This is a genomic window from Mesorhizobium sp. M8A.F.Ca.ET.218.01.1.1, from assembly GCF_004791165.1.
Lineage (GTDB): Bacteria > Pseudomonadota > Alphaproteobacteria > Rhizobiales > Rhizobiaceae > Mesorhizobium.
Genome location: NZ_SRUZ01000003.1, coordinates 125,232 through 144,329, shown reverse-complemented (window position 1 = coordinate 144,329; position 19,098 = coordinate 125,232). Strand labels below are relative to the sequence as shown.

Below are 19,098 nucleotides of genomic sequence, written 5' to 3'. Positions count from 1 at the left end.
GACGGCCGCCGAAAACCCGGGCAAATGCAGCCATAGTAAACGGAGGGTTATTCGCGAACGCCCGCCATCACCGGCCAAGCGGCAGGAACGGGATCGCCTTGATTTGCGAAAAATGTCATATAAACAAATAGATAAATGGTTATCGGATGGTAACGAGAATCGTCCCGATATGAAACAAATCGACAGCAAAAACGCTTCGTTTCGAATTTGCCTAAAATTTGAGGAAAATTCTCGGCGATCATGCAAGCCGTCTTTCGTCCCTGTGTGCCAATATCCTGCCCATAAAAGAGGTCATGCCATATGATGCATGATCCGGTCACGACGAGAGGCAAGGCATGTTCTTCCTGATAAGAATGGCTTTCTGGTTTTCACTTGTGCTGCTGGCGCTGCCGCTGGGCGTCGGGTCCGATGAAACGGGCCAGGAAAGCGTCGGGCCGATCCAGGCCCTGTTCGCGGCGCGCGACGCCGTCGGCGACATCGCCGGAATCTGCGAACGCAAGCCCGATGTCTGCGAAACCGGCAAGTCGGCGATGCACACCATCACCGCACGCGCCAAGGAGACCGCCAAGATCGCGGCCGCCATGCTGGACGACAAGTCCGCCGGCCCCGACACCTCGACAATGACGGGCAGCGTGCCGGACGAAATCGTCCTGCCCCAGACGGTCAACCTGCCGATAAAGAATTAAGCCGTCTCGACGGCGCACCGCGGATCGTTTGCCCTCTCGACGCCCGCGGTGTCCTTGTTTTTTCCGTGACGCGGCGCCGCCGCGTGACTATATCCGGGTCATGACGACCACGATCCAGACGATCCGCGACGACTTCTCGTTCCTCGAGGAATGGGAGGACCGCTATCGTTACGTCATCGAGCTCGGCGAAGCGCTGCCTCCCTTCCCCGATGCGGAGCGCAACGCCGCCAACAAGGTGCCGGGTTGCGTCAGCCAGGTCTGGCTGACCACCGAACGCGATTCGGGCGCCGATCCCGTCATCACCTTCACGGGCGATTCGGACGCCCATATCGTGCGCGGACTGGTCGCGATCATGTTGGCGCTGTTTTCCGGAAAGACAGCCAGCGAAATCCAGAAAACCGACGCTGAAGCAACGCTGAAGGCACTCGGCCTCGACGAGCACCTGTCCCCCCAGCGCGCCAACGGCCTTCGCTCGATGGTCAAGCGCATCAAGCGCGACGCCGAGATGGCGCTCGCGCAGACTGCCTGACAGGCTTCTTCACACCTTTCCTGGAATTGCTCTGGCCCTCAAAATCAAACGGCGCCCGAAGGCGCCGTCCGATTTCAGGTCCAATCCGGCAGTATCGGCTACCGCGCCTTGCGCTTGCGGCCGAGGCCCATCTTCTTGGCAAGCTGCGAGCGGGCCGCCGCGTAGTTCGGGGCAACCATCGGATAGCTTGGGTCCAGGTTCCACTTTTCGCGATACTGATCGGGCGTCAGATCGTAGTGGGTCATCAGGTGACGCTTGAGCGACTTGAACTTCTTGCCGTCTTCAAGACAGACAATGTAGTCGTCGTGAACCGAGCGCTTCGGGTTGACAGCCGGCTTCTGCTTGTCCGCAGGCGGCTGTTCGACGGTACCGCCCACACGCCCAAGAGCGGCGTGGACATCGGATATCAGGTTCGGCAGTTCGCCGACCGGCACGGGATTGTTGCTGACATAGGCAGCCACCACATCGGCGGTGAGCTCGATCAGCGCATCATTGTTTCTGGAAGGTGTTTCGACAATATCCATGGTCTTCAGGCCCCAACAAGAGTTACGTCGGTCTGCGCCCTTTTTTACAAGCAGGGCATTGCACGAATTTTTTGCAGATAGAGCATCCGCGATTCGTGTCACGGGGACATCAATGCGACCACACGTCAAGTAAGTCAATTCGCTCTTTGCATTATATTTAGGAATGTTGATCAACTATTCCGGGATCAGCTTCAATCTTTCGTGCACCATGTAATTTTTCGATATTTCGGTCGCCAAACGGACAAAGGCTGACGTTGGGTCAGCTAATCGTTACATTCGCGATAACTCACAAAACAAGCTTCAATGCTCCGGTTTGCTTGACGAGCACACCGGCAAGCTTGGTTGTTCACACCTGTCCACAAAACCACAGGTTGCCAAACCATTCCCCGGTCAAGCAGGCCACTCCGGGGTCAAAACGGCACGATGTATCCGCCATAGGCCCAGCCGGTGACGAAGACGCCGTTCCTGGCGGGGTCATGCCAGACTTCGCACCAGCGATAGCGAACCGTCTGCTGCTGTTTCCATGCCTCCTGGCCGGCAATATCGAGCAGATCCATGCCGCCGGTGCATCGTCCGGTCATCTGCAGGACGGTCCCGTTCTGGTATGCGGCCTGCTTCTGGGAGATGCCCGACGGATATTTGCGCACATTGAGCGTGTCGCCGAACGGCACATTGGCTACTTGCCAAGCTGCGAATACGGTCGCATGAGACTGGCCGGCAAAGACCAGAGTCAACGAAGCGACGGCGAAGACCGCAGCAATACGAGACCGAACAGTCATCTTCTCTCCTCCCGACCATCTCAGGGCCCGACACCACCTCTACGCAACAGCTCTTGAACCCGCGCTGATCTGCGCGTTCATACATCGTTCAAGATATTTCCAGAGCGAGACGCAATGACCAGGACTTCCCGATTTCCGACCGTCAACCCGCCTGCCCCCGAAAAAAGGCCGGTCTCGGATACGCATCACGGCATCACGCGAACCGATGACTATGCCTGGCTGCGGGCGGATAACTGGCAGGAGATGTTCAGGGACCCTTCCTTGCTCGATCCTGGGATCCGCGCCGAACTCGAAGCCGAGAATGCCTACCATTCGGCGCTGATGGCCGACACGTCGGATCTGCAAAAGCAGCTTTTCAAGGAAATGAAGGGCCGCATCAAGGAAGACGATTCTTCCGTTCCCATGAAGGACGGTCCTTACGCCTATGGGTCTTCCTTCAAGCTTGGCGGCGAGCAGCCGCGCTATTTCCGCATGCCGCGCGACGGCGGACTCGAGCAGATCCTGCTCGACGGCGACGCCGAGGCCGAGGGCAAGGCCTATTTCCGGCTTGGCGGCGTCGATCATTCGGCCGATCATCGCAAGCTGCTGTGGGCCTTCGACGACAAGGGTTCCGAATTCTACACGCTGCGTGTGCGCGACCTTGCCGATGGCAGGGAACTGGCGGACCAGATTCCCGCCACCGGCGGTTCGGGCGTCTGGGACGCAGGCAATGACGGGTTCTTCTATACGCGTCTCGATCCGAACCACCGGCCGTCCAAAGTGCTGTTCCACGCCTTGGGCCAAGATCCTGAAAACGACCGCCTGATCTATGAGGAAACCGACCCCGGCTTCTTCATGAACGTCGACGGGACCCGCAACAATCAATGGATCATGATCGGCATCAACGATCACGAGACTTCGGAATATCGCCTGTTGAGCGCCAGCGATCCGTTTGCCGAGCCGAAGCTGGTGTCGGCGCGCGAGACCGGCCTTCAGTATGAGCTGGAGGAAGGCGGCGACATATTCTTCATCCTGACCAATGCGGACGGTGCCAAGGACTTCAAGATCATGACGGCGCCGGCGAGCGATCCTGTCCGCGCCAACTGGCAGGAACTGGTGCCGCATGAACCGGGCCGGCTGATCCTGTCGGTGATCGGCTTCAAGGACCACATGGTCCGGCTCGAGCGCAAGGAAGGCCTGCCGCGCATCGTCGTGCGTGACCGCGCCAGCGGCGAAGAGCATCTGATCTTCTTCGATGAGGAAGCCTTCTCGCTCGGCCTTTCGGGGTCCCTGGAATACGACACCGAGATGATGCGCTTTTCCTACTCGTCGATGACGACGCCGTCGCAGATGTTCGACTACAACATGCGCACCCGTGAGCGTGTGCTGCTCAAGACCCAGGAAGTGCCGTCCGGCCACGACCCGCATCAATACGTCACGAGGCGGCTGATGGCGCCCGCGGCCGATGGCGAACTGGTGCCGATCTCGCTTCTGCACCACCGCGACACGCCGCTGGACGGCTCCGCGCCCTGCCTGCTCTACGGTTATGGCTCCTATGGCATTGCCGTGCCGGCCGCCTTCAATACCAACTGGTTCTCACTCGTCGACCGCGGCCTAGTCTTTGCCATTGCCCATGTCCGCGGCGGCAAGGACAAGGGTTATGGCTGGTACGATGACGGCAAGCGGGCACAGAAGATGAACACCTTCACCGATTTCATCGCCTGCGCCCGTCACCTCGTTGCCGAGCGCTATACCGCGCATGACCGCATCGTCGCGCAGGGCGGCTCGGCCGGCGGCATGCTGATGGGCGCCATCGCCAACATGGCGCCGGATTGCTTCGGAGGCATCGTGGCCGAGGTTCCGTTCGTCGACGTGCTTACCACCATGCTCGACGCGACGCTGCCGCTGACCCCGCCGGAATGGCCGGAATGGGGCAATCCGATTGCATCGGCCGACGACTACCGGACGATCGCCGCCTATTCGCCCTACGACAATGTTGCCGCGCTCGACTACCCGGCGATCCTGGCGCTCGCCGGTCTTACCGATCCGCGCGTCACCTATTGGGAGCCGGCCAAGTGGGTGTCGCGGCTGCGTGACCGCAAGAGCGGCGATAATCCGGTGCTGTTCAAGATCAACATGGATTCCGGCCATGCCGGCGCGTCCGGCCGGTTTTCACGCCTGGAGGAGATCGCCTATACCTATGCCTTCACCCTGAAGGTGACGGACAAGGCATAGCTAACGGAGGAACGCCGCGGTGATCGATCTGTCCACATTGATAGCCTATATCGCGGTTGTGTTCGGCTTTGTCTTCATTCCGGGTCCGGCCACATTGTTGACGATCGCGCGCGCGACGAGTTCGGGAACCAGGGTCGGGATCGCCACCGGCGCCGGGATCGCGGCCGGCGATGTGTTTCATACCGTCATGGCGATGGTCGGCATCTCGGCGATCATCGCCACATCGGCGACGCTGTTCAGCATCGTGAAGTATATCGGCGCGGCCTATCTCGTTTACCTCGGCATTCGCGCCATCATCGAGAAAGCGCCGACCGATCCGACCGCCGGCGCGCTTGCAATCTCCGCCGGCAAGGCGTTTCGACTGGCTGTCCTGACCGAGGTGCTCAACCCCAAGACCGCGCTTTTCTTCCTCGCTTTCCTGCCTCAGTTCGTGCGGCCCGAAAACGGATCGGCGATGGTTCAGTTGGCCGTATTGGGGATCATCTTCGTCGTGCTGGGCCTATTCAGCACGGTTGTGTTCGCGGTGAGCGCGGGGCGGCTCGGCAGTTTCCTGCACCGAAATCCGACAGTGCTGAAATGGCAGGGCAAGGTTGTCGGCGGCATCTATTGTGCGCTCGGTGTACGCCTGGCCTTGCAACAGCGCTGAGGTCAGGCAGCCACGCGTCTGTCGGCAGGCATGATGATCATGACTTTTTGAATTCCGCGCGGCTCATTTCCGCTCGCAATTGCGACGCTCGCGCGTTACCCAAAGCACGACTTTTCCCGGCCACGAAGCCCACACTCGCACAAGGGTCCATCATGCTGCTCGTCGACGTCTATCTCGACAAATCGCCGATCCAGGGCATCGGTGTGTTTGCCAAGCACCACATTGCCAAGGGCACGCTGGTCTGGAAGCTCGACCCCCGGTTCGACCGGATCATCGACGTCGAGACCTATGAGGGCGAGACCGGGCCGGTGAAGAACTATCTCGACCGCTATTCCTACCCCGACCGGCGCGATCCGGCCTATATCGTCTTCGAAGCCGACGACGCCCGCTACATGAACCATGACGACGAGCCGAATTGCGATGTCTCGTCGCCCGAGGAAACCTACGCCTTGCGCGACATCGCGCCCGGCGAGGAGATGACCTGCAACTACAACCATTTCTTCGAAACGGGCTTCGATTTCCTCGGCGATCGACACCTGCAGTCCGAAGACTAGTTCGTGCTTTTCTTGCGCGGCGGATAGCCGTTGGGATGCGGCGGTACCGCCTTGAGATAGGCGGCAATCGCCGCACGGTCGTCCGCCGTCAGCTCGGCCATGTTGCGCTGCACATCGACCATCGCGCCGCCAGCGGAATCGAAATCCGGCGTGAACCCGGTTTCGAGGTAGTTGGCAATGTCGGCTTCCGACCAGTTGGTGATGCCACTCCCACCCGAAGTGATGTTCGGCACGACGCCCGAGCCCTCGGCTGCCACAGCACCGGCCAGCCATTCGCTTTTCCTGATGCCGCCAGCCAAGTCGCGGGGCGTATGGCATTCGCCGCAATGACCTGGCCCTTCGACCAGATAGCGGCCTGCCATCACGGGTTCCGGCGTGCCGCCAGGCAGCGGAATGACAGGCTGGTCGCTGAGATAGAGGCGCTTCCATAGGCCAATGCCGCGCCGGATGTTGAACGGGAACGCCAGCGAATTGCCCGGCGTCTTGCCGGCGACGGCGGGAAGCGTCTTCAGGAAGGCATAGAGATCGGCAATGTCGGAAGGTTTCATGCGCGCGTAGGACGCGTAGGGAAACGCCGGATACAAATGATGACCCGAGGGCGATACGCCTTTCAACATGGCGTTGGCGAGATCCTCGGCCGACCATGCGCCGATGCCGTCCTTGGGGTCTTGCGAAATATTGGGCGGAACGAAGGTGCCGAACGGCGTCTTGAGTTCAAGGCCACCCACGAGCTGAAGCCGTGCATCGCCCTGCGACCCAGGTTTCGCATGGCAGGAGGTGCAGCCGCCTGCATAAAAAATCCGCTTGCCCCGAACAGCATCGCCGGGGCCGAGTTGCGCCAACGCCGCCGCATCAAGCTTGACCGGCGCCGACAGCAGCCAACCGGCTGCCGCGCCGACGACGCCCAGAACGAGGGCCGCGCCGACGAGCTTCTTCAGCCATGCCATATCAGGCAATCAGCCCTTCTTGACCCTGTAGCTCTGATGGCAGGCGCCGCAATTCGACCCAAGAACGCCGACTTGCGCTTTGAGCGCATCGACATCGCCAGGAGCTGCCGCGACCGCGGCCTTGACGTCGGAGAGATACTTGTCCTCGGCCGCCTTGAAGCCGGCCATGTCTTCCCAGATCTTTGGTGCCGCCGTGGTGTCGCCGGCATCGCTGCCCTTCGGGAACAAGGCCTCTACGTCGAATTTCTCGGCATTTTCCTGCACGGCCTGCAGCTGCGTCAGCACCGCGGCGGCATCAAAGGGTTCCTCGCCCTTGACCACTTTCGCCAGGCCGCCGACGATCTTTCCGCGTTCCTTCATCAGAGCCTGCCGGTCGAGGATCGGATCGGCAAAGGCCGCCGACGCGGCGAGTGCGAGCATGGAGATGGCGATGACAAGCTTTCTCATTCATTTGGCTCCGTGATGAAGGCATTCAGGACAGGACGTTAACGGACGTGGCGGGAGGAATATTCCCTTCTCGCGGCATGAATTTTGTATGACCTTTGCTTGTGCGGCACTTCGGTACAAAAAAGAAAAGCCCCGTCTTGCGGGGCTTTTCTGGAGGCCTGTCAGGCTTTTTCGTAGAGTTCGAGAACGTGATCCCAGTTGATCAGGCTGTCGACGAAGGCCTCGAGATATTTCGGCCGGGCGTTGCGGTAGTCGATGTAATAGGAGTGTTCCCAGACGTCGACGCCGAGGATCGGCGATGCGCCATGAACGAGCGGGTTTTCACCGTTTGGCGTCTTCGAGATCGCCAGCTTGCCGTCCTTGACCGAAACCCATGCCCAGCCCGAACCGAACTGCGTCGTGCCGGCGGCGATGAAGTCGGCCTTGAACTTGTCATAGCCGCCAAGATCGCTGTCGAAAGCCTTCTGCAGCGCGCCAGGGAGCTTGTTGCCGCCACCGCCCTTCTTCATCCACTTCCAAAAATGGATGTGGTTGTAATGCTGTGCGGCATTGTTGAAGAGACCGGCATTCTTGCCGAACGACTGCTTGACCACCTCTTCGACGGAAAGATCGCCAAGGCCGGCTTCGGCGGCGAGCTTGTTGCCGTTGTCAACATAGGCTTTGTGATGCTTGTCGTGGTGATACTCCAGCGTCTCTTTCGACATATAGGGCTGCAGGGCCTCATAGTCGTAGGGCAGAGCGGGCAATTCGAAAGCCATGGGTAGTACTCCCTCGTGGAAAAATCCGGTGTGGATACCGGAGTAAGATAGGTCGCGATTGAGCTGGAACAACTCCGGAAGTGAAGCGTCGGTTCTCTTTCTAAGCGGGTTCCCGAGAACTGTCACACGCTTTTCCTGCGGCCAACCGCGCAGCGACAAAAAGCTCAAACCGGCATCTCAGCCAACCGAGGCCGAATGCGCCCAATCCCAATAGAGTTCGCGTGCCTTCTTGGCCACCGGGCCGGGTTGCAGGTCGCGGCCCTCGATGCGGGTGATCGGCACCACCTTGGAGTGGTTGCCGGTCGAGAAGATTTCGTCGGCTTCGAGGAAATCCCGCACCGAAAGCGTCTTTTCGGTCGTCCTGAACCCATAGTCGCCGAGCAGCGTCATCGTGCGCGAGCGGGTAATGCCGGACAGGAAGGTTCCGTTGGGCGCCGGCGTCAGCACATGGCCGTCCTTGACCAGAAAGATGTTCGAGCTTCCGGTCTCCGCGACATTGCCCAGCATGTCGAGCACAAGTGCATTGTCGAAGCCGCGCGCCTTGGCCTCGAGGATGGCGCGGCCGTTGTTGGGATAGAGGCAGCCGGCCTTGGCATTGGTCGGCATGGTTTCGATGGTCGGCCGCCGGAACGGCGATACGGTCACGGAAAAACCGGTCGGCGAGATCATCGGCGATTCATAGAGACACAGGCAGAAACGGGTCGAGGCGGGATCGGCCGGCACGCCCATGTAGCCGCCATGCTCGGCCCAGTACATCGGCCTGATGTAGACCGCCGTCTTGCCGTCGAATTTCTTCAATCCGTCCCAGGTCAGCCCGACGATCTGCTCCGGCGTCATGTTCGGCGCGAGGCCGAGCGCGATCGCCGAGGCATTGACGCGTGCGGCATGAAGTTCGAGGTCCGGCGCCACGCCCTCGAACCAGCGAGCCCCGTCGAACACGCTGGTGCCGAGCCACATGGCGTGGCTGCGCGGCCCCAGAATGGCGACATTGCCTTCGTACCAATCGCCATCGATGAAAGTCCATGTCGCGGATTGCGCCGCTGCCGCCAGTGTCATCGCGTTTTCCCGTTCCGGTCAATCTTATGTGACAGCCATTGGAAGATGCTTTGACAGGCCTCGTCAACCATCATCAGGGAGATTTGTTGAGGCCAGCGACGGGTGCGGTGCAATCAAGGCTTGCACCTTGTCCCGCCTCGCCTCAAAACTGTTGCCATGCAATACGCCGCCTATGTTTTCGACGCCTACGGCACACTGTTCGACGTGCACGCCGCCGTGCGCCGCCATGCAGACGCGATCGGCCCGGACGGCCAGCTCCTGTCCGAAATCTGGCGCGCCAAGCAACTCGAATATTCCTGGGTGCGCACGCTGATGGGCGCCTATTGCGATTTCTGGCAGTTGACGGAACAGGCGCTGGACTTCGCCTTGCGCAAGGTCCCTTCGGCCGATCCTGGTCTCAAGGCAAAGTTGCTGGAGGCCTATTGGAGGCTGGACTGTTACCCCGAAGTGCCAGCCGTGCTGAAGGCGCTCAAGGCTTCCGGCGCCAGACTGGCTATCCTCTCCAATGGCTCGCCCGAAATGCTTGAAGCGGCAGTAAAGTCCGCGGCACTCGACCAGGTCCTGGACGACGTCTATTCGGTCGATGCGGTGCGGCGCTTCAAGACCGACCCAGCGGTCTACGACATGGTCGCCACCGGCTGGCGCCTCTATCCAGGCGCGGTCTCCTTCCAGTCTTCCAATCGCTGGGACATTGCGGGCGCCACCAAATTCGGTTTCCGCACGGTTTGGATCAACCGCTCCAACCAGCCGGAGGAATACCGGGACTTGCCGCCGGCCCTGATCCTGCCATCGCTGGAGGCCCTCGTATCCGGCAGCTGACAGACCTGTGGCCCCAACGCCACAGTGGCGGCGCAGTCACAGCTTCGCCTTTGTTTGTCCACGTTCGGGCCAGAATCGGAACCGCCTATCGCCTCAGGTGTTGTTAGGCACCCGCGGCGGACGTCGGCGTGTTGACGCTTTGTTGCGATTTGAGTCTTAAAGAAGGCAGCCATGTCCATAACCGAAATCGAATCCTATCGCCTGAGCCGTCGCTGCTTTCTCAACGCCGCAGCCCTGGGCGCCGCCTCGATCGCGGTTTCGGCATGCGCAACCACCGGACCGGGGCCGGCCGAGCCGCCGCCACCTACCTATGTCGAGCCGCCGCTCGCCGACTATGCGTCTATGTACGCGGCGGTCAACGATGGCGGCTTCGATCTGCCGGCCATCCCGGTCGACAGGATCGACCCGCAGTTCCTGCGCCAGATCGTGCCCGACCCGACCGGACAGAAGCCGGGAACCATCGTCGTCGATACGACAGGCCACTTCCTCTATCTGGTTCGCCCGGGCGGCCAGGCCATTCGCTATGGTGTCGGGCTCGGCCGCGCCGGCTTCGAATGGTCGGGCGACGCCGTCGTCCAGTGGAAGCAGAAATGGCCGAAATGGACGCCTCCGGATGAGATGATCGCGCGCCAGCCGGAATTGAAGCAGTACAGCGCCGACAATGGCGGCATGCCCGGCGGCCTGAAGAACCCGCTCGGGGCGCGCGCGCTCTATCTCTTCCAGGGCAATGTGGACACGCTCTATCGCCTGCACGGCTCGCCGGAATGGCGCTCGATAGGCAAATCGGTGTCATCGGGCTGCGTGCGCCTGATGAACCAGGACATCATCGATCTCTATGACCGCGTGCCGTCGAAGAGCCCGGTCATCGTGACCAGCAACGCCAGCCAGCCCATGGTGGCGACGGCGAACCACAAGGCCATCCCGATCGACGCCGGCGTGCCGGATGGATCGGTGCTGCTCGGCCCGGTCAAGGCGGTCACGGACGCGATCTTCTGAGCTCACAGGGCAGCGGCAACGCCGCTGCCCGATCCTACCGCCCCCGCGACAAACTCCCCAGAATCCCGCGCACGATCGCACGTCCGACCGACGAGCCGACCGATCGCACCACCGACTTGATTGCGGCTTCCGCCACCGTCTGGCGATTGGACGGCCGCGGCGCCGGCGCGCGCCTGCCACCGGACTGCGGCGCTGGATCGTCATTGCCGAAGCCTGGAATGGTCCAGCGCGAGCCGCCGGTGTCTGCCTGCTGCGCCTCGGCGTCCTGCGCCTCCTTGGCCTTCTTCTGCAGCATCTCGAACGCCGATTCGCGGTCGATGACCTGGTCGTACTGGCCGGTGACCGGGCTTTCCCCGATCAGCTTCAGCCGCTCGGCGGGGGTAATGGGTCCAAGCCGCGACGACGGCGGACGGATGAGCGTGCGCTGGACCATCGACGGAATGCCCTTGGCCTCCAGCGTCGAGACCAGCGCTTCGCCGGTGGCGAGCTGGGTGATGGCGGTGGCGCAGTCGAAATCGGGATTGGGCCGGAAGGTCTCGGCCGCCGTCCTCACCGCCTGCTGCTCGCGCGGCGTGTAGGCGCGCAGCGCATGCTGCACGCGGTTGCCGAGCTGGGCGAGGACCTTTTCGGGAATATCCAAAGGGTTCTGCGTGACGAAATAGACGCCGACGCCCTTGGAGCGAATCAAGCGGACCACTTGCTCGACCCGGTCGATCAGCACCTTCGGCGCCTCGTCGAACAAGAGGTGCGCCTCGTCGAAGAAGAACACCAGCTTCGGCTTGTCGGGGTCGCCGACTTCGGGCAGTTCCTCGAACAGCTCCGACATCAGCCAGAGAAGGAACGTCGCGTAGAGGCGCGGATTCATCATCAGCTTGTCGGCGGCCAGCACGCTGATGGCGCCGCGACCGTCGCGGGTCGTGCGCATGATGTCGGCGATGCGCAATGCCGGCTCGCCAAAGAAGTTCGCCGCGCCCTGCTGCTCCAGCACCAGCAACGTGCGCTGAATGGCCCCCACCGATGGCTTGGTGACGTTGCCGTAACGGGCGCTGATCTCTTCTGCACGCTCGGCAATGTTGGCGAGCAGCGCCTGCAGATCTTTCATGTCGAGCAGCAGCAACCCTTCCTCATCGGCTATGCGGAAGGCAATGTTCATGATGCCTTCCTGTGCGTCGGTCAGGTTCATCAGCCGCGACAGCAGCAGCGGTCCCATTTCCGAAATGGTCGCGCGGATAGGGTGGCCCTGCTCGCCGAACAGATCCCAGAAGATGACCGGGAATTCCTGGAAGTCGTAAGGGTCGAGCTTCACCTGTTCCGCCCGCTTGACCAGGAAATCCTGCGCGGTGCCCATCATGGCGATGCCGGAAAGGTCGCCCTTGATGTCGGCGCAGAAGACCGGCACGCCGGCGTTGGAAAATCCCTCCGCCAGGATCTGCAAGCTGACGGTCTTGCCGGTACCGGTGGCGCCGGTCACCAGGCCATGGCGATTGCCGTATTGCAGCAGCAGATTTTCAGCTCGCTGATAGCTGTCGTCGGGCTTGCGGCTGGCGCCGATGAAAATACTGGTGTCGTCAGCCATATGTCGGGTCTCCGCAAACTGATGTGCCCAAAGCCAGCCTTTGCCCGAAGGTATAGTGAGGCTGTTGCACAGCGACAATGACAATTGTCCAACGCGGGGCCGATCATCCAATCCAGGCCAATCGTCCAAATCGGACCAATCGCCAGGATCGGATTTTGGAACTTGCGAATTTCGATGGTGTTTGGCAATCGTCCATGGTCCGCCCACCCAAGCCGACCTATATCAGGTGGATCGAATATCAGGTGAGTGGGATTCGGGCCTTGCACCTGCATTGCGGTAACCCACCGGGGACCGTAGACTGGGCTGGCCGGGCTGGTGCGGCCACACAGAACGAGGACGACGAATGGGCGCCGGAGCCTTGACCAGGGATGTTGAGCCAATGGATGCGGAGCGTCAGCGATGGCTGGCCTTGGCGGAAAAGGCGTTGGCCGGCGCATCCTTCGAGGAAAAGCTGATCTCGCATACCGACGACAACATCCGCGTCGAGCCGCTCTATGACCGCGCGACCGGAGCCGAACCGATCGTGCGCGCCAATCCTCAATCGCCCTGGATCGTCAGCCAGCGCGTCGACGACCCCGATGTCGATCGCGCCAAGAGCCAGGCCCTGGAAGACATTGCGCAAGGCGCGACGGGACTGTCGCTCGTCTTCGAAGGTGCCCCGAACGCGTTCGGCTACGGCCTGCCGAGGACGGCGCAGGCACTGGAGACGGTGCTGGAGGGCGTGCCCCTCAACAGGGTCCAGATCCGCATCGACACCCACCCCTGGAGCCGCCCCATGGCCGACTGGCTGGTGGCGTTCCTGAGCAAGCGGCGCTCCGATCCGGCAAAGCTCAACCTTTCCTTCGGCATCGATCCGGCGGCAGTCCTCGCCGGCACCGGCCGGCTGCGCATGTCGATCGAGGCGCTGCAAGAATCGATGCCGCAATCGCTGGCGCATTTCTTCTCGATGGGCGTTCCGGGTGTGCTCCTGGAGGCGGACGGTCGCGTTTTTCACAATGCCGGCGCCACGGAAGCGCAGGAACTCGGCATCATGCTGGCCTCGGCGGTCTCGTATCTGAGAATGTTCGAGAAGGCGCGGCAGCCGCTCGTCTATGCCGCGCCTCATATCGGTTTCGCGCTCAGCGTCGACCAGGACCAGTTCCTGTCAATGGCCAAGGTGCGGGCCTTGCGCAGGCTGTGGGCACGGGTGCAGGAGGCCTGCTCGATCCCCAATTCCACGGCCAACATCCATGCCGAGACATCATTTCGCATGATGACGGCACTGGACCCCGAAACCAACATCCTGCGCACGACGATCGGCTGCTTCGCCGCGGCGGCGGGAGGCGCCGATTCGATCTCAATCCTGCCGCATACGATCGCGCATGGCCTGCCGGCGGCTTTTGCCCGCCGCGTCGCGCGCAACGCGCAGTTGATCATGGCCAATGAAAGCCATGTCGACCATGTCGCCGATCCGGCCCATGGCTCCGGCGCCGTCGAAGCGCTGACGTCGGGTCTTTGCGAAGCAGCGTGGGCGGAATTGCAGGCGATCGAGGCAGAAGGTGGCGTGCTCTCCAGCCTTCGGGACGGACATATCCAGCAACGCGTCCGCGCTGCCGCCGTCCAGCGCGGCATTGCCTTCAAGTCAGGCGAGCGGGCCATGATCGGCGCCACGCTTTATCCGTTGAAAGGCGAGCGTCCGGTCGAGACGCTGGACGCTGAGCGGCGAGCTGCCTTCACCGAGGGCGTCGTCCTGTGCGAGCCGCTGCCTCCAGTCCGCATCGATCAATCCATCGGGGCCGCTTCTTGATTCCGGATTTCAGTCAGATCGGCTGGGTGCCACCGCGCCGCGCGCCTGTCGAGGTCAAGGGGCAGCGGACGACGCCGGAAGGCCTCGTCGTCAAGCATCTCTACAATCAGGGCGACCTCAAGGGCCTGCCGCATCTCGACACCTATCCCGGCCTGCCCCCCTTCGTGCGTGGCCCCTACCCAACCATGTATGTCCAGCAGCCCTGGACGATCCGGCAATATGCAGGCTTTTCGACCGCCGAAGAGTCCAACGCCTTTTACCGGCGCAACCTTGCCGCCGGCCAGAAAGGTCTTTCGGTTGCCTTCGATCTTGCCACCCATCGCGGCTATGACTCAGACCATCCGCGTGTCGCCGGCGATGTCGGCATGGCGGGCGTGGCCATCGATTCCATCCTCGACATGCGTCAGTTGTTCGACGGCATTCCGCTCGGCGACATGACCGTGTCGATGACGATGAACGGAGCCGTGCTGCCGATCATGGCGCTCTACATCGTGGCGGCGGAAGAGCAAGGCGTCGCACAGGAAGATCTGGCGGGGACCATTCAGAACGACATTCTGAAGGAGTTCATGGTCCGCAACACCTACATCTATCCGCCGAAGCCCTCGATGCGGATCGTCTCGGACATCTTCTCCTACACCTCGAAGAACATGCCGAAGTTCAACTCGATATCGATCTCCGGCTACCATATGCAAGAGGCCGGCGCGACCGCCGACCTGGAGCTCGCCTATACGATCGCCGACGGTATCGAATATGCCCGCGCCGGCGTCGCGGCAGGGCTCGGCATCGACCGTTTCGCGCCGCGCCTGTCCTTCTTCTGGGCGATCGGCATGAACTTCTTCATGGAAGTGGCCAAGCTCAGGGCCGCGCGCCTGTTGTGGGCGACGCTGATGAAAAAGAATTTCGCGCCGAAGGACGAGCGATCGCTGTCGCTGCGTACCCATTGCCAGACTTCCGGCTGGTCGCTGACGGCGCAGGATCCCTACAACAACATCATCCGCACCATGATCGAGGCGATGGCGGCGACCCAAGGGCATACCCAGTCGCTGCACACCAATTCCTTCGACGAGGCAATGGCGCTACCGACCGACCATTCGGCGCGCATCGCCCGCAACACGCAACTTGTCCTGCAGAAGGAGTCCGGCACCACGCGCATCATCGATCCGTGGGGCGGTTCGGCCTATCTCGAGCGGCTGACACACGATCTGGCGGCGCGTGCGCTTGCTCATATCGAGGAGGTCGAGGCTCTCGGCGGCATGGCGGCGGCGATCGAAAAGGGCATACCCAAGCTGCGCATCGAGGAAGCGGCGGCCCGCACGCAGGCGCGCATCGATTCCGGCGAGCAGATGCTGGTCGGCGTCAATGCGCATCGCCCGGAGAACGACATCGAGGTCGATGTGCTGAAGATCGACAATGCCGAGGTCAGGGCCCGGCAACTCTCGAAGCTGCAACGGCTGAAGGGCACGCGCGACGTCGCCGCCGTCGAAAGCGCGCTCGATGCGCTGACACGTGCCGCACAAGGCGAGGACAATCTCCTTGAATTCGCCATCCGCGCCGCGCGCGCCAACGCCACTGTCGGCGAAATCTCGTTCGCCTTGGAACGAGCCTATGGCCGCCATGTGGCCACGGTGCAGACCATTTCCGGCGTCTACCGCAAGGCGCTCGGCGACAATCCGGTGGTCGACCGGCTGCGGGACAAGCTTGATGCCTTCGAAAAGAAAAATGGCGGCAAGCCGCGCATTCTCGTGGCCAAGATGGGACAGGACGGCCACGACCGCGGACAGAAGGTGATCGCCACGGCTTTCGCCGATCTCGGCTTCGACGTCACCGTCGGCGCCATGTTCCAGACACCGGAAGAGATCGCGAAACTGGCCGTCGGGCACGATGTCCACATCATCGGCGCCTCGTCGCTGGCGGCGGGACATCTGACGCTGATCCCCGAATTGCGCGACGCGCTGAAAAAGCTCGGCCGCGGCGATATGCTGATCGTGGCCGGCGGCGTCATCCCGCCGCAGGACTATGATGCGGTGCTGAAGGCTGGAGCAGCGGAAATCTTCCCGCCAGGCACGGTCATTCCGGAAGCGGCGGACCGCTTGATGGACCGGCTTCTGGCGGGCTGAGGGAGATTGTTATAATATCCGTTGCAACGCGCACTGATTGCGTTATAATCGGCGTTGCAACAGGATATCCATCATGAACACCACCATTCGCAAGATCGGCAATTCTGAAGGTGTGATCCTGCCCAAGGATCTCCTTGACCGTCTGAACATGAAGACAGGCGATCAGCTCCAGATTGTCGAAACGGACAAAGGTATTGCTCTTGAGCCGGTGGACGACAGTTTCGAGCGGCAGATGGAAGCTGCTCGCAAGGTCATGGACAAGTACAAGGTCGCATTACAGAAACTCGCCGAATGAACTGGGAGTTTCTGTCACGTCGTGCCGTCGAAGCGATGCATGCAGAGCAATTGCGCAGACATGGTGGAGCGCAAGGTTTGAGAGATGAAAACGCTCTCGAATCGGCGCTTGCCCGCGCTGAATACAAATCGAACTATGGGGACCCATCGATCGAGGATCTCGCCGCTGCCTATGTCTTTGGTATTGCCAGAAATCATGCCTTCGTCGACGGAAACAAGCGAACTGCCATCGTGGCCGCCGGCGCATTTTTGATTGTGAACGGCCATGTCCTGACAGCCGACAACGGCACGCTTTACGAATTCGTCATGGCCGTCGCTGCCGGCGAGATCGACGAAGCGGGTGCCGCGGCATTCTTCCGCGACCACGTCGTCAAGCTTGAAGACTAACTCTCCGAGAGCTTGACGATCTCCCACTCCTTGCCATTGACGCTGGCGACGTCGCCGACCTTCTTGCCGAACAGCGCCACCGCCATCGGCGAGACATGCGAGATGCTGCCCTTGGCGGGATCGGCTTCGTCCTCGCCGACGATCTTCCAGTGCACCTTCTTGCCGTCATCACTTTCCAGCGTGACACCCATGCCGAAGCGGACGACGTCGCTGCCGGGCTCCGGTACGGACAGTTCGGCGTTCTCCCGCCGCGCGGTCCAGTAGCGCAGGTCACGCGACACGACCGCGATGCGCTCGCGATCGGCCTTTCTCTCGGCTTTCGCCAGCACGTCGCGCAAATCGGCCAGATTGTCCTCGATCTGCGCCAGGCCGCGCTCGGTCACCAGGTTGCGGTGCGTGCTGATCGGCCTCTCGCCAACGCCGGCGATGGCATTCTCGCTGTCTTCCTCGCGGGTAAAAGCTCTGCTCATCTCCTGAACTTAGGCGCCGAGTGGCCGCTCGACAAGCCATGCCCCCCGAGAACGGCTGCCCAGCGTCTGGCATGATTCCTGCGGTGTCAGGACTGGACACTGGGGTGTCGGGACTGAACACTTGGATTGTGTGCCGATGTTGAACAGACGAATGCTGCTGACTCAGACCGCCGGCTTTGCCGTGATGGGCCTCGCGCTCGGCAAGGCGGCGGCCGCCAGCCTGACCGGCATCGAGAAGGCCTCGATGCGCGGTTCCATCAATGCCACGGAACTTGGCGTGCAGCCCGGCACGTTTGACGACCAGAGCAAGGCCTTCGCCAAGCTGCTGCGCGATGCCAACGGCCGCGACATGCCAGTCTTCCTGCCGCCCGGCACCTATGTGGTGTCCAATCTCTCGCTGCCTGGCCGCGTGCGTCTGTCCGGGGTACCGGGTGCGACGCGGATCGTCTATGGCGGCGACGGCCATCTGTTCATGGCGGAACAGGCCGACCATATCGAACTCAGCGGGCTGGTCTTCGACGGTTCGAACCGCTCGATGGGCGACTATGCACAAGGGCTGCTCGATCTGCGCCGGGTCGCTCACCTGGTGGTGGATAACTGCCAGATAACCGGCAGCGGCAAGAACGGGCTGGCGCTGGAACATGCGGTAGGCCGGATCGAGCGTTCGGACATATCGGGAGCGGCGGACGCCGGCATCTATTCCGTCGAAGCCGCAGGACTGGCAGTCACCGGCAACACCGTCTCCGATTGCGCCAATGGCGGCATCCTCGTGCACCGCTGGCAAGCCGCGGAAGACGGCACCATGGTCACCGGCAACCGAGTCGAACGCATTGGCGCGCGCAGCGGCGGCACCGGCCAGAACGGCAACGGCATCAACGCCTTCCGCGCCGGAAATGTCGTCATCTCGGGCAATGTGATTTCGGACTGCGCCTTCTCCGCGATCCGCGCCAACAGTTCCAGCAATCTGCAGATATCGGGCAACACCTGCGCACGCTCGGGCGAGACCGGGGTCTACTCCGAGTTCTCGTTCGAGGGCGCCGTCATCTCCAACAACATCGTCGACGGTGCGGCCAACGGTATTTCGATCGTCAACTTCAACGAAGGCGGCCGCATGGGTGTCTGCTCGGGCAACATCGTGCGCAATCTGTCGACATCAGGCCCCTACACCGCGGACCCGCCCGGTTTCGGCGTCGGCATCGCCGTCGAGGCCGACACCATCGCCTCCAATAATGTCGTCGAGAACGCGCCGCTCTACGGCATGTCGATCGGCTGGGGACCGTATCTGCGCAATGTCGTGGCCACCGGAAACATCATCCGCAAGGCGGGCACCGGCATCGTCGTCAGCGTGGTCGAGGGTGCCGGCACCGCCGTCATCTCCGACAATGTCATCGACGGTGCGTCGAACGGGGCGGTTGTCGGCCAGCGCTGGGCCGAGCCGGTGACGTCAGACCTTACCCAGACCAGCAGCAGCGGCTTTGCGCATCTGACCGTCGAGCGCAACCGCGTCAGCTGA

Annotated in this window: 20 protein-coding genes; 12 read left to right on the top strand and 8 right to left on the bottom strand. The window is 61.9% G+C overall.

The window, feature by feature from the left end; genetic code table 11:
- Positions 1-335: 335 nt before the first annotated feature.
- Together EN861_RS11805 and EN861_RS11800 are read left to right on the top strand one after the other, a co-directional pair.
- Positions 336-686, top strand: a complete 351-nt coding sequence (locus EN861_RS11805) for a DUF5330 domain-containing protein (RefSeq protein WP_127277820.1) — start codon at positions 336-338, stop codon at positions 684-686.
- Positions 687-786: 100 nt separating this feature from the next.
- A complete protein-coding gene (locus EN861_RS11800) occupies positions 787-1,215 on the top strand; it encodes a SufE family protein (protein ID WP_135863668.1) in 429 nt (142 codons plus the stop codon).
- Between the two features lie 98 nt (positions 1,216-1,313).
- Here the strand turns inward: EN861_RS11800 and EN861_RS11795 are convergent, their stop codons facing one another.
- Both EN861_RS11795 and EN861_RS11790 read right to left on the bottom strand, forming a co-directional pair.
- The gene (locus EN861_RS11795; RefSeq protein ID WP_027143963.1) at positions 1,314-1,739 is read right to left on the bottom strand and encodes a MucR family transcriptional regulator; all 426 of its coding nucleotides are present in this window, start codon (positions 1,737-1,739) and stop codon (positions 1,314-1,316) included.
- Positions 1,740-2,149: 410 nt separating this feature from the next.
- Complete coding sequence (locus EN861_RS11790; protein ID WP_127277818.1) at positions 2,150-2,518, bottom strand: SH3 domain-containing protein; 369 nt, start codon at positions 2,516-2,518, stop codon at positions 2,150-2,152.
- Positions 2,519-2,632: 114 nt separating this feature from the next.
- Here EN861_RS11790 and EN861_RS11785 point away from each other — a divergent pair, with 114 nt between their 5' ends.
- The 3 genes from EN861_RS11785 to EN861_RS11775 all read left to right on the top strand — a co-directional run bounded on the left by EN861_RS11785 (position 2,633) and on the right by EN861_RS11775 (position 5,932).
- Positions 2,633-4,732 (top strand): S9 family peptidase, encoded by a 2,100-nt coding sequence (locus EN861_RS11785; protein WP_135863666.1) that lies wholly within the window; start codon positions 2,633-2,635, stop codon positions 4,730-4,732.
- Positions 4,733-4,751: 19 nt separating this feature from the next.
- The gene (locus tag EN861_RS11780) at positions 4,752-5,378 is read left to right on the top strand and encodes a LysE family translocator (protein ID WP_127277816.1); all 627 of its coding nucleotides are present in this window, start codon (positions 4,752-4,754) and stop codon (positions 5,376-5,378) included.
- A gap of 152 nt (positions 5,379-5,530) precedes the next feature.
- Complete coding sequence (locus tag EN861_RS11775; protein ID WP_127277815.1) at positions 5,531-5,932, top strand: SET domain-containing protein-lysine N-methyltransferase; 402 nt, start codon at positions 5,531-5,533, stop codon at positions 5,930-5,932.
- On the opposite strand, the gene EN861_RS11770 is transcribed toward EN861_RS11775, so the two are convergent.
- The 4 genes from EN861_RS11770 to EN861_RS11755 all read right to left on the bottom strand — a co-directional run bounded on the left by EN861_RS11770 (position 5,929) and on the right by EN861_RS11755 (position 9,140).
- Positions 5,929-6,879, bottom strand: a complete 951-nt coding sequence (locus EN861_RS11770; protein ID WP_127277814.1) for a cytochrome c — start codon at positions 6,877-6,879, stop codon at positions 5,929-5,931. The two genes, EN861_RS11775 and EN861_RS11770, sit on opposite strands and share 4 nt — an antisense overlap.
- A 9-nt stretch (positions 6,880-6,888) precedes the next feature.
- The gene (locus EN861_RS11765) at positions 6,889-7,326 is read right to left on the bottom strand and encodes a cytochrome c (RefSeq protein WP_127277813.1); all 438 of its coding nucleotides are present in this window, start codon (positions 7,324-7,326) and stop codon (positions 6,889-6,891) included.
- Between the two features lie 161 nt (positions 7,327-7,487).
- Entirely contained in the window at positions 7,488-8,084 is a 597-nt protein-coding gene (locus EN861_RS11760) for a superoxide dismutase (RefSeq protein ID WP_056563640.1), read from the bottom strand.
- A 177-nt stretch (positions 8,085-8,261) separates the two neighbouring features.
- A complete protein-coding gene (locus EN861_RS11755) occupies positions 8,262-9,140 on the bottom strand; it encodes a branched-chain amino acid aminotransferase (RefSeq protein ID WP_127278920.1) in 879 nt (292 codons plus the stop codon).
- Between the two features lie 156 nt (positions 9,141-9,296).
- Between EN861_RS11755 and EN861_RS11750 the strand changes: the two genes are divergently transcribed.
- Positions 9,297-9,959 (top strand): haloacid dehalogenase type II, encoded by a 663-nt coding sequence (locus tag EN861_RS11750; protein WP_127278921.1) that lies wholly within the window; start codon positions 9,297-9,299, stop codon positions 9,957-9,959.
- 171 nt (positions 9,960-10,130) lie between these two features.
- Positions 10,131-10,955 carry a L,D-transpeptidase gene (locus EN861_RS11745; RefSeq protein ID WP_127871327.1) on the top strand — a complete coding sequence of 275 codons (825 nt, stop codon included), beginning with the start codon at positions 10,131-10,133 and terminating at the stop codon, positions 10,953-10,955.
- A 34-nt stretch (positions 10,956-10,989) separates the two neighbouring features.
- On the opposite strand, the gene EN861_RS11740 is transcribed toward EN861_RS11745, so the two are convergent.
- On the bottom strand, positions 10,990-12,531 hold the full coding sequence (locus tag EN861_RS11740) for a helicase HerA-like C-terminal domain-containing protein (protein WP_127278923.1): 1,542 nt from the start codon (positions 12,529-12,531) through the stop codon (positions 10,990-10,992).
- Between the two features lie 343 nt (positions 12,532-12,874).
- Here EN861_RS11740 and EN861_RS11735 point away from each other — a divergent pair, with 343 nt between their 5' ends.
- The 4 genes from EN861_RS11735 (at position 12,875) to EN861_RS11720 (ending at position 17,115) form a co-directional block, all read left to right on the top strand.
- Positions 12,875-14,317 (top strand): methylmalonyl-CoA mutase subunit beta, encoded by a 1,443-nt coding sequence (locus EN861_RS11735; RefSeq protein WP_135863664.1) that lies wholly within the window; start codon positions 12,875-12,877, stop codon positions 14,315-14,317.
- The gene (gene scpA / locus EN861_RS11730; protein ID WP_135863662.1) at positions 14,314-16,434 is read left to right on the top strand and encodes a methylmalonyl-CoA mutase; all 2,121 of its coding nucleotides are present in this window, start codon (positions 14,314-14,316) and stop codon (positions 16,432-16,434) included. Before EN861_RS11735 ends, scpA begins: the two co-directional genes overlap by 4 nt.
- 73 nt (positions 16,435-16,507) lie before the next feature.
- Entirely contained in the window at positions 16,508-16,729 is a 222-nt protein-coding gene (locus EN861_RS11725) for an AbrB/MazE/SpoVT family DNA-binding domain-containing protein (protein ID WP_135863661.1), read from the top strand.
- On the top strand, positions 16,726-17,115 hold the full coding sequence (locus EN861_RS11720) for a type II toxin-antitoxin system death-on-curing family toxin (RefSeq protein ID WP_135863658.1): 390 nt from the start codon (positions 16,726-16,728) through the stop codon (positions 17,113-17,115). The genes EN861_RS11725 and EN861_RS11720 overlap by 4 nt, the downstream gene beginning before the upstream one ends.
- Here the strand turns inward: EN861_RS11720 and greA are convergent.
- Positions 17,112-17,585 (bottom strand): transcription elongation factor GreA, encoded by a 474-nt coding sequence (gene greA, locus EN861_RS11715; protein WP_127280456.1) that lies wholly within the window; start codon positions 17,583-17,585, stop codon positions 17,112-17,114. The genes EN861_RS11720 and greA overlap by 4 nt on opposite strands.
- A 136-nt stretch (positions 17,586-17,721) precedes the next feature.
- On the opposite strand from greA, the gene EN861_RS11710 reads away from it, so the two are divergent.
- Complete coding sequence (locus tag EN861_RS11710; RefSeq protein ID WP_135863656.1) at positions 17,722-19,098, top strand: TIGR03808 family TAT-translocated repetitive protein; 1,377 nt, start codon at positions 17,722-17,724, stop codon at positions 19,096-19,098.

Coding starts and splice junctions, on each gene's coding strand:
- EN861_RS11805 (WP_127277820.1), top strand. CDS start 336: ATGTTCTTCCTGATAAGAATGGCTTTCTGGTTTTCACTTGTGCTGCTG.
- EN861_RS11800 (WP_135863668.1), top strand. CDS start 787: ATGACGACCACGATCCAGACGATCCGCGACGACTTCTCGTTCCTCGAG.
- EN861_RS11795 (WP_027143963.1), bottom strand. CDS start 1,739: ATGGATATTGTCGAAACACCTTCCAGAAACAATGATGCGCTGATCGAG.
- EN861_RS11790 (WP_127277818.1), bottom strand. CDS start 2,518: ATGACTGTTCGGTCTCGTATTGCTGCGGTCTTCGCCGTCGCTTCGTTG.
- EN861_RS11785 (WP_135863666.1), top strand. CDS start 2,633: ATGACCAGGACTTCCCGATTTCCGACCGTCAACCCGCCTGCCCCCGAA.
- EN861_RS11775 (WP_127277815.1), top strand. CDS start 5,531: ATGCTGCTCGTCGACGTCTATCTCGACAAATCGCCGATCCAGGGCATC.
- EN861_RS11770 (WP_127277814.1), bottom strand. CDS start 6,879: ATGGCATGGCTGAAGAAGCTCGTCGGCGCGGCCCTCGTTCTGGGCGTC.
- EN861_RS11765 (WP_127277813.1), bottom strand. CDS start 7,326: ATGAGAAAGCTTGTCATCGCCATCTCCATGCTCGCACTCGCCGCGTCG.
- EN861_RS11760 (WP_056563640.1), bottom strand. CDS start 8,084: ATGGCTTTCGAATTGCCCGCTCTGCCCTACGACTATGAGGCCCTGCAG.
- EN861_RS11755 (WP_127278920.1), bottom strand. CDS start 9,140: ATGACACTGGCGGCAGCGGCGCAATCCGCGACATGGACTTTCATCGAT.
- EN861_RS11750 (WP_127278921.1), top strand. CDS start 9,297: ATGCAATACGCCGCCTATGTTTTCGACGCCTACGGCACACTGTTCGAC.
- EN861_RS11745 (WP_127871327.1), top strand. CDS start 10,131: ATGTCCATAACCGAAATCGAATCCTATCGCCTGAGCCGTCGCTGCTTT.
- EN861_RS11740 (WP_127278923.1), bottom strand. CDS start 12,531: ATGGCTGACGACACCAGTATTTTCATCGGCGCCAGCCGCAAGCCCGAC.
- EN861_RS11735 (WP_135863664.1), top strand. CDS start 12,875: ATGGGCGCCGGAGCCTTGACCAGGGATGTTGAGCCAATGGATGCGGAG.
- EN861_RS11725 (WP_135863661.1), top strand. CDS start 16,508: ATGAACACCACCATTCGCAAGATCGGCAATTCTGAAGGTGTGATCCTG.
- EN861_RS11720 (WP_135863658.1), top strand. CDS start 16,726: ATGAACTGGGAGTTTCTGTCACGTCGTGCCGTCGAAGCGATGCATGCA.
- greA (WP_127280456.1), bottom strand. CDS start 17,585: ATGAGCAGAGCTTTTACCCGCGAGGAAGACAGCGAGAATGCCATCGCC.
- EN861_RS11710 (WP_135863656.1), top strand. CDS start 17,722: ATGTTGAACAGACGAATGCTGCTGACTCAGACCGCCGGCTTTGCCGTG.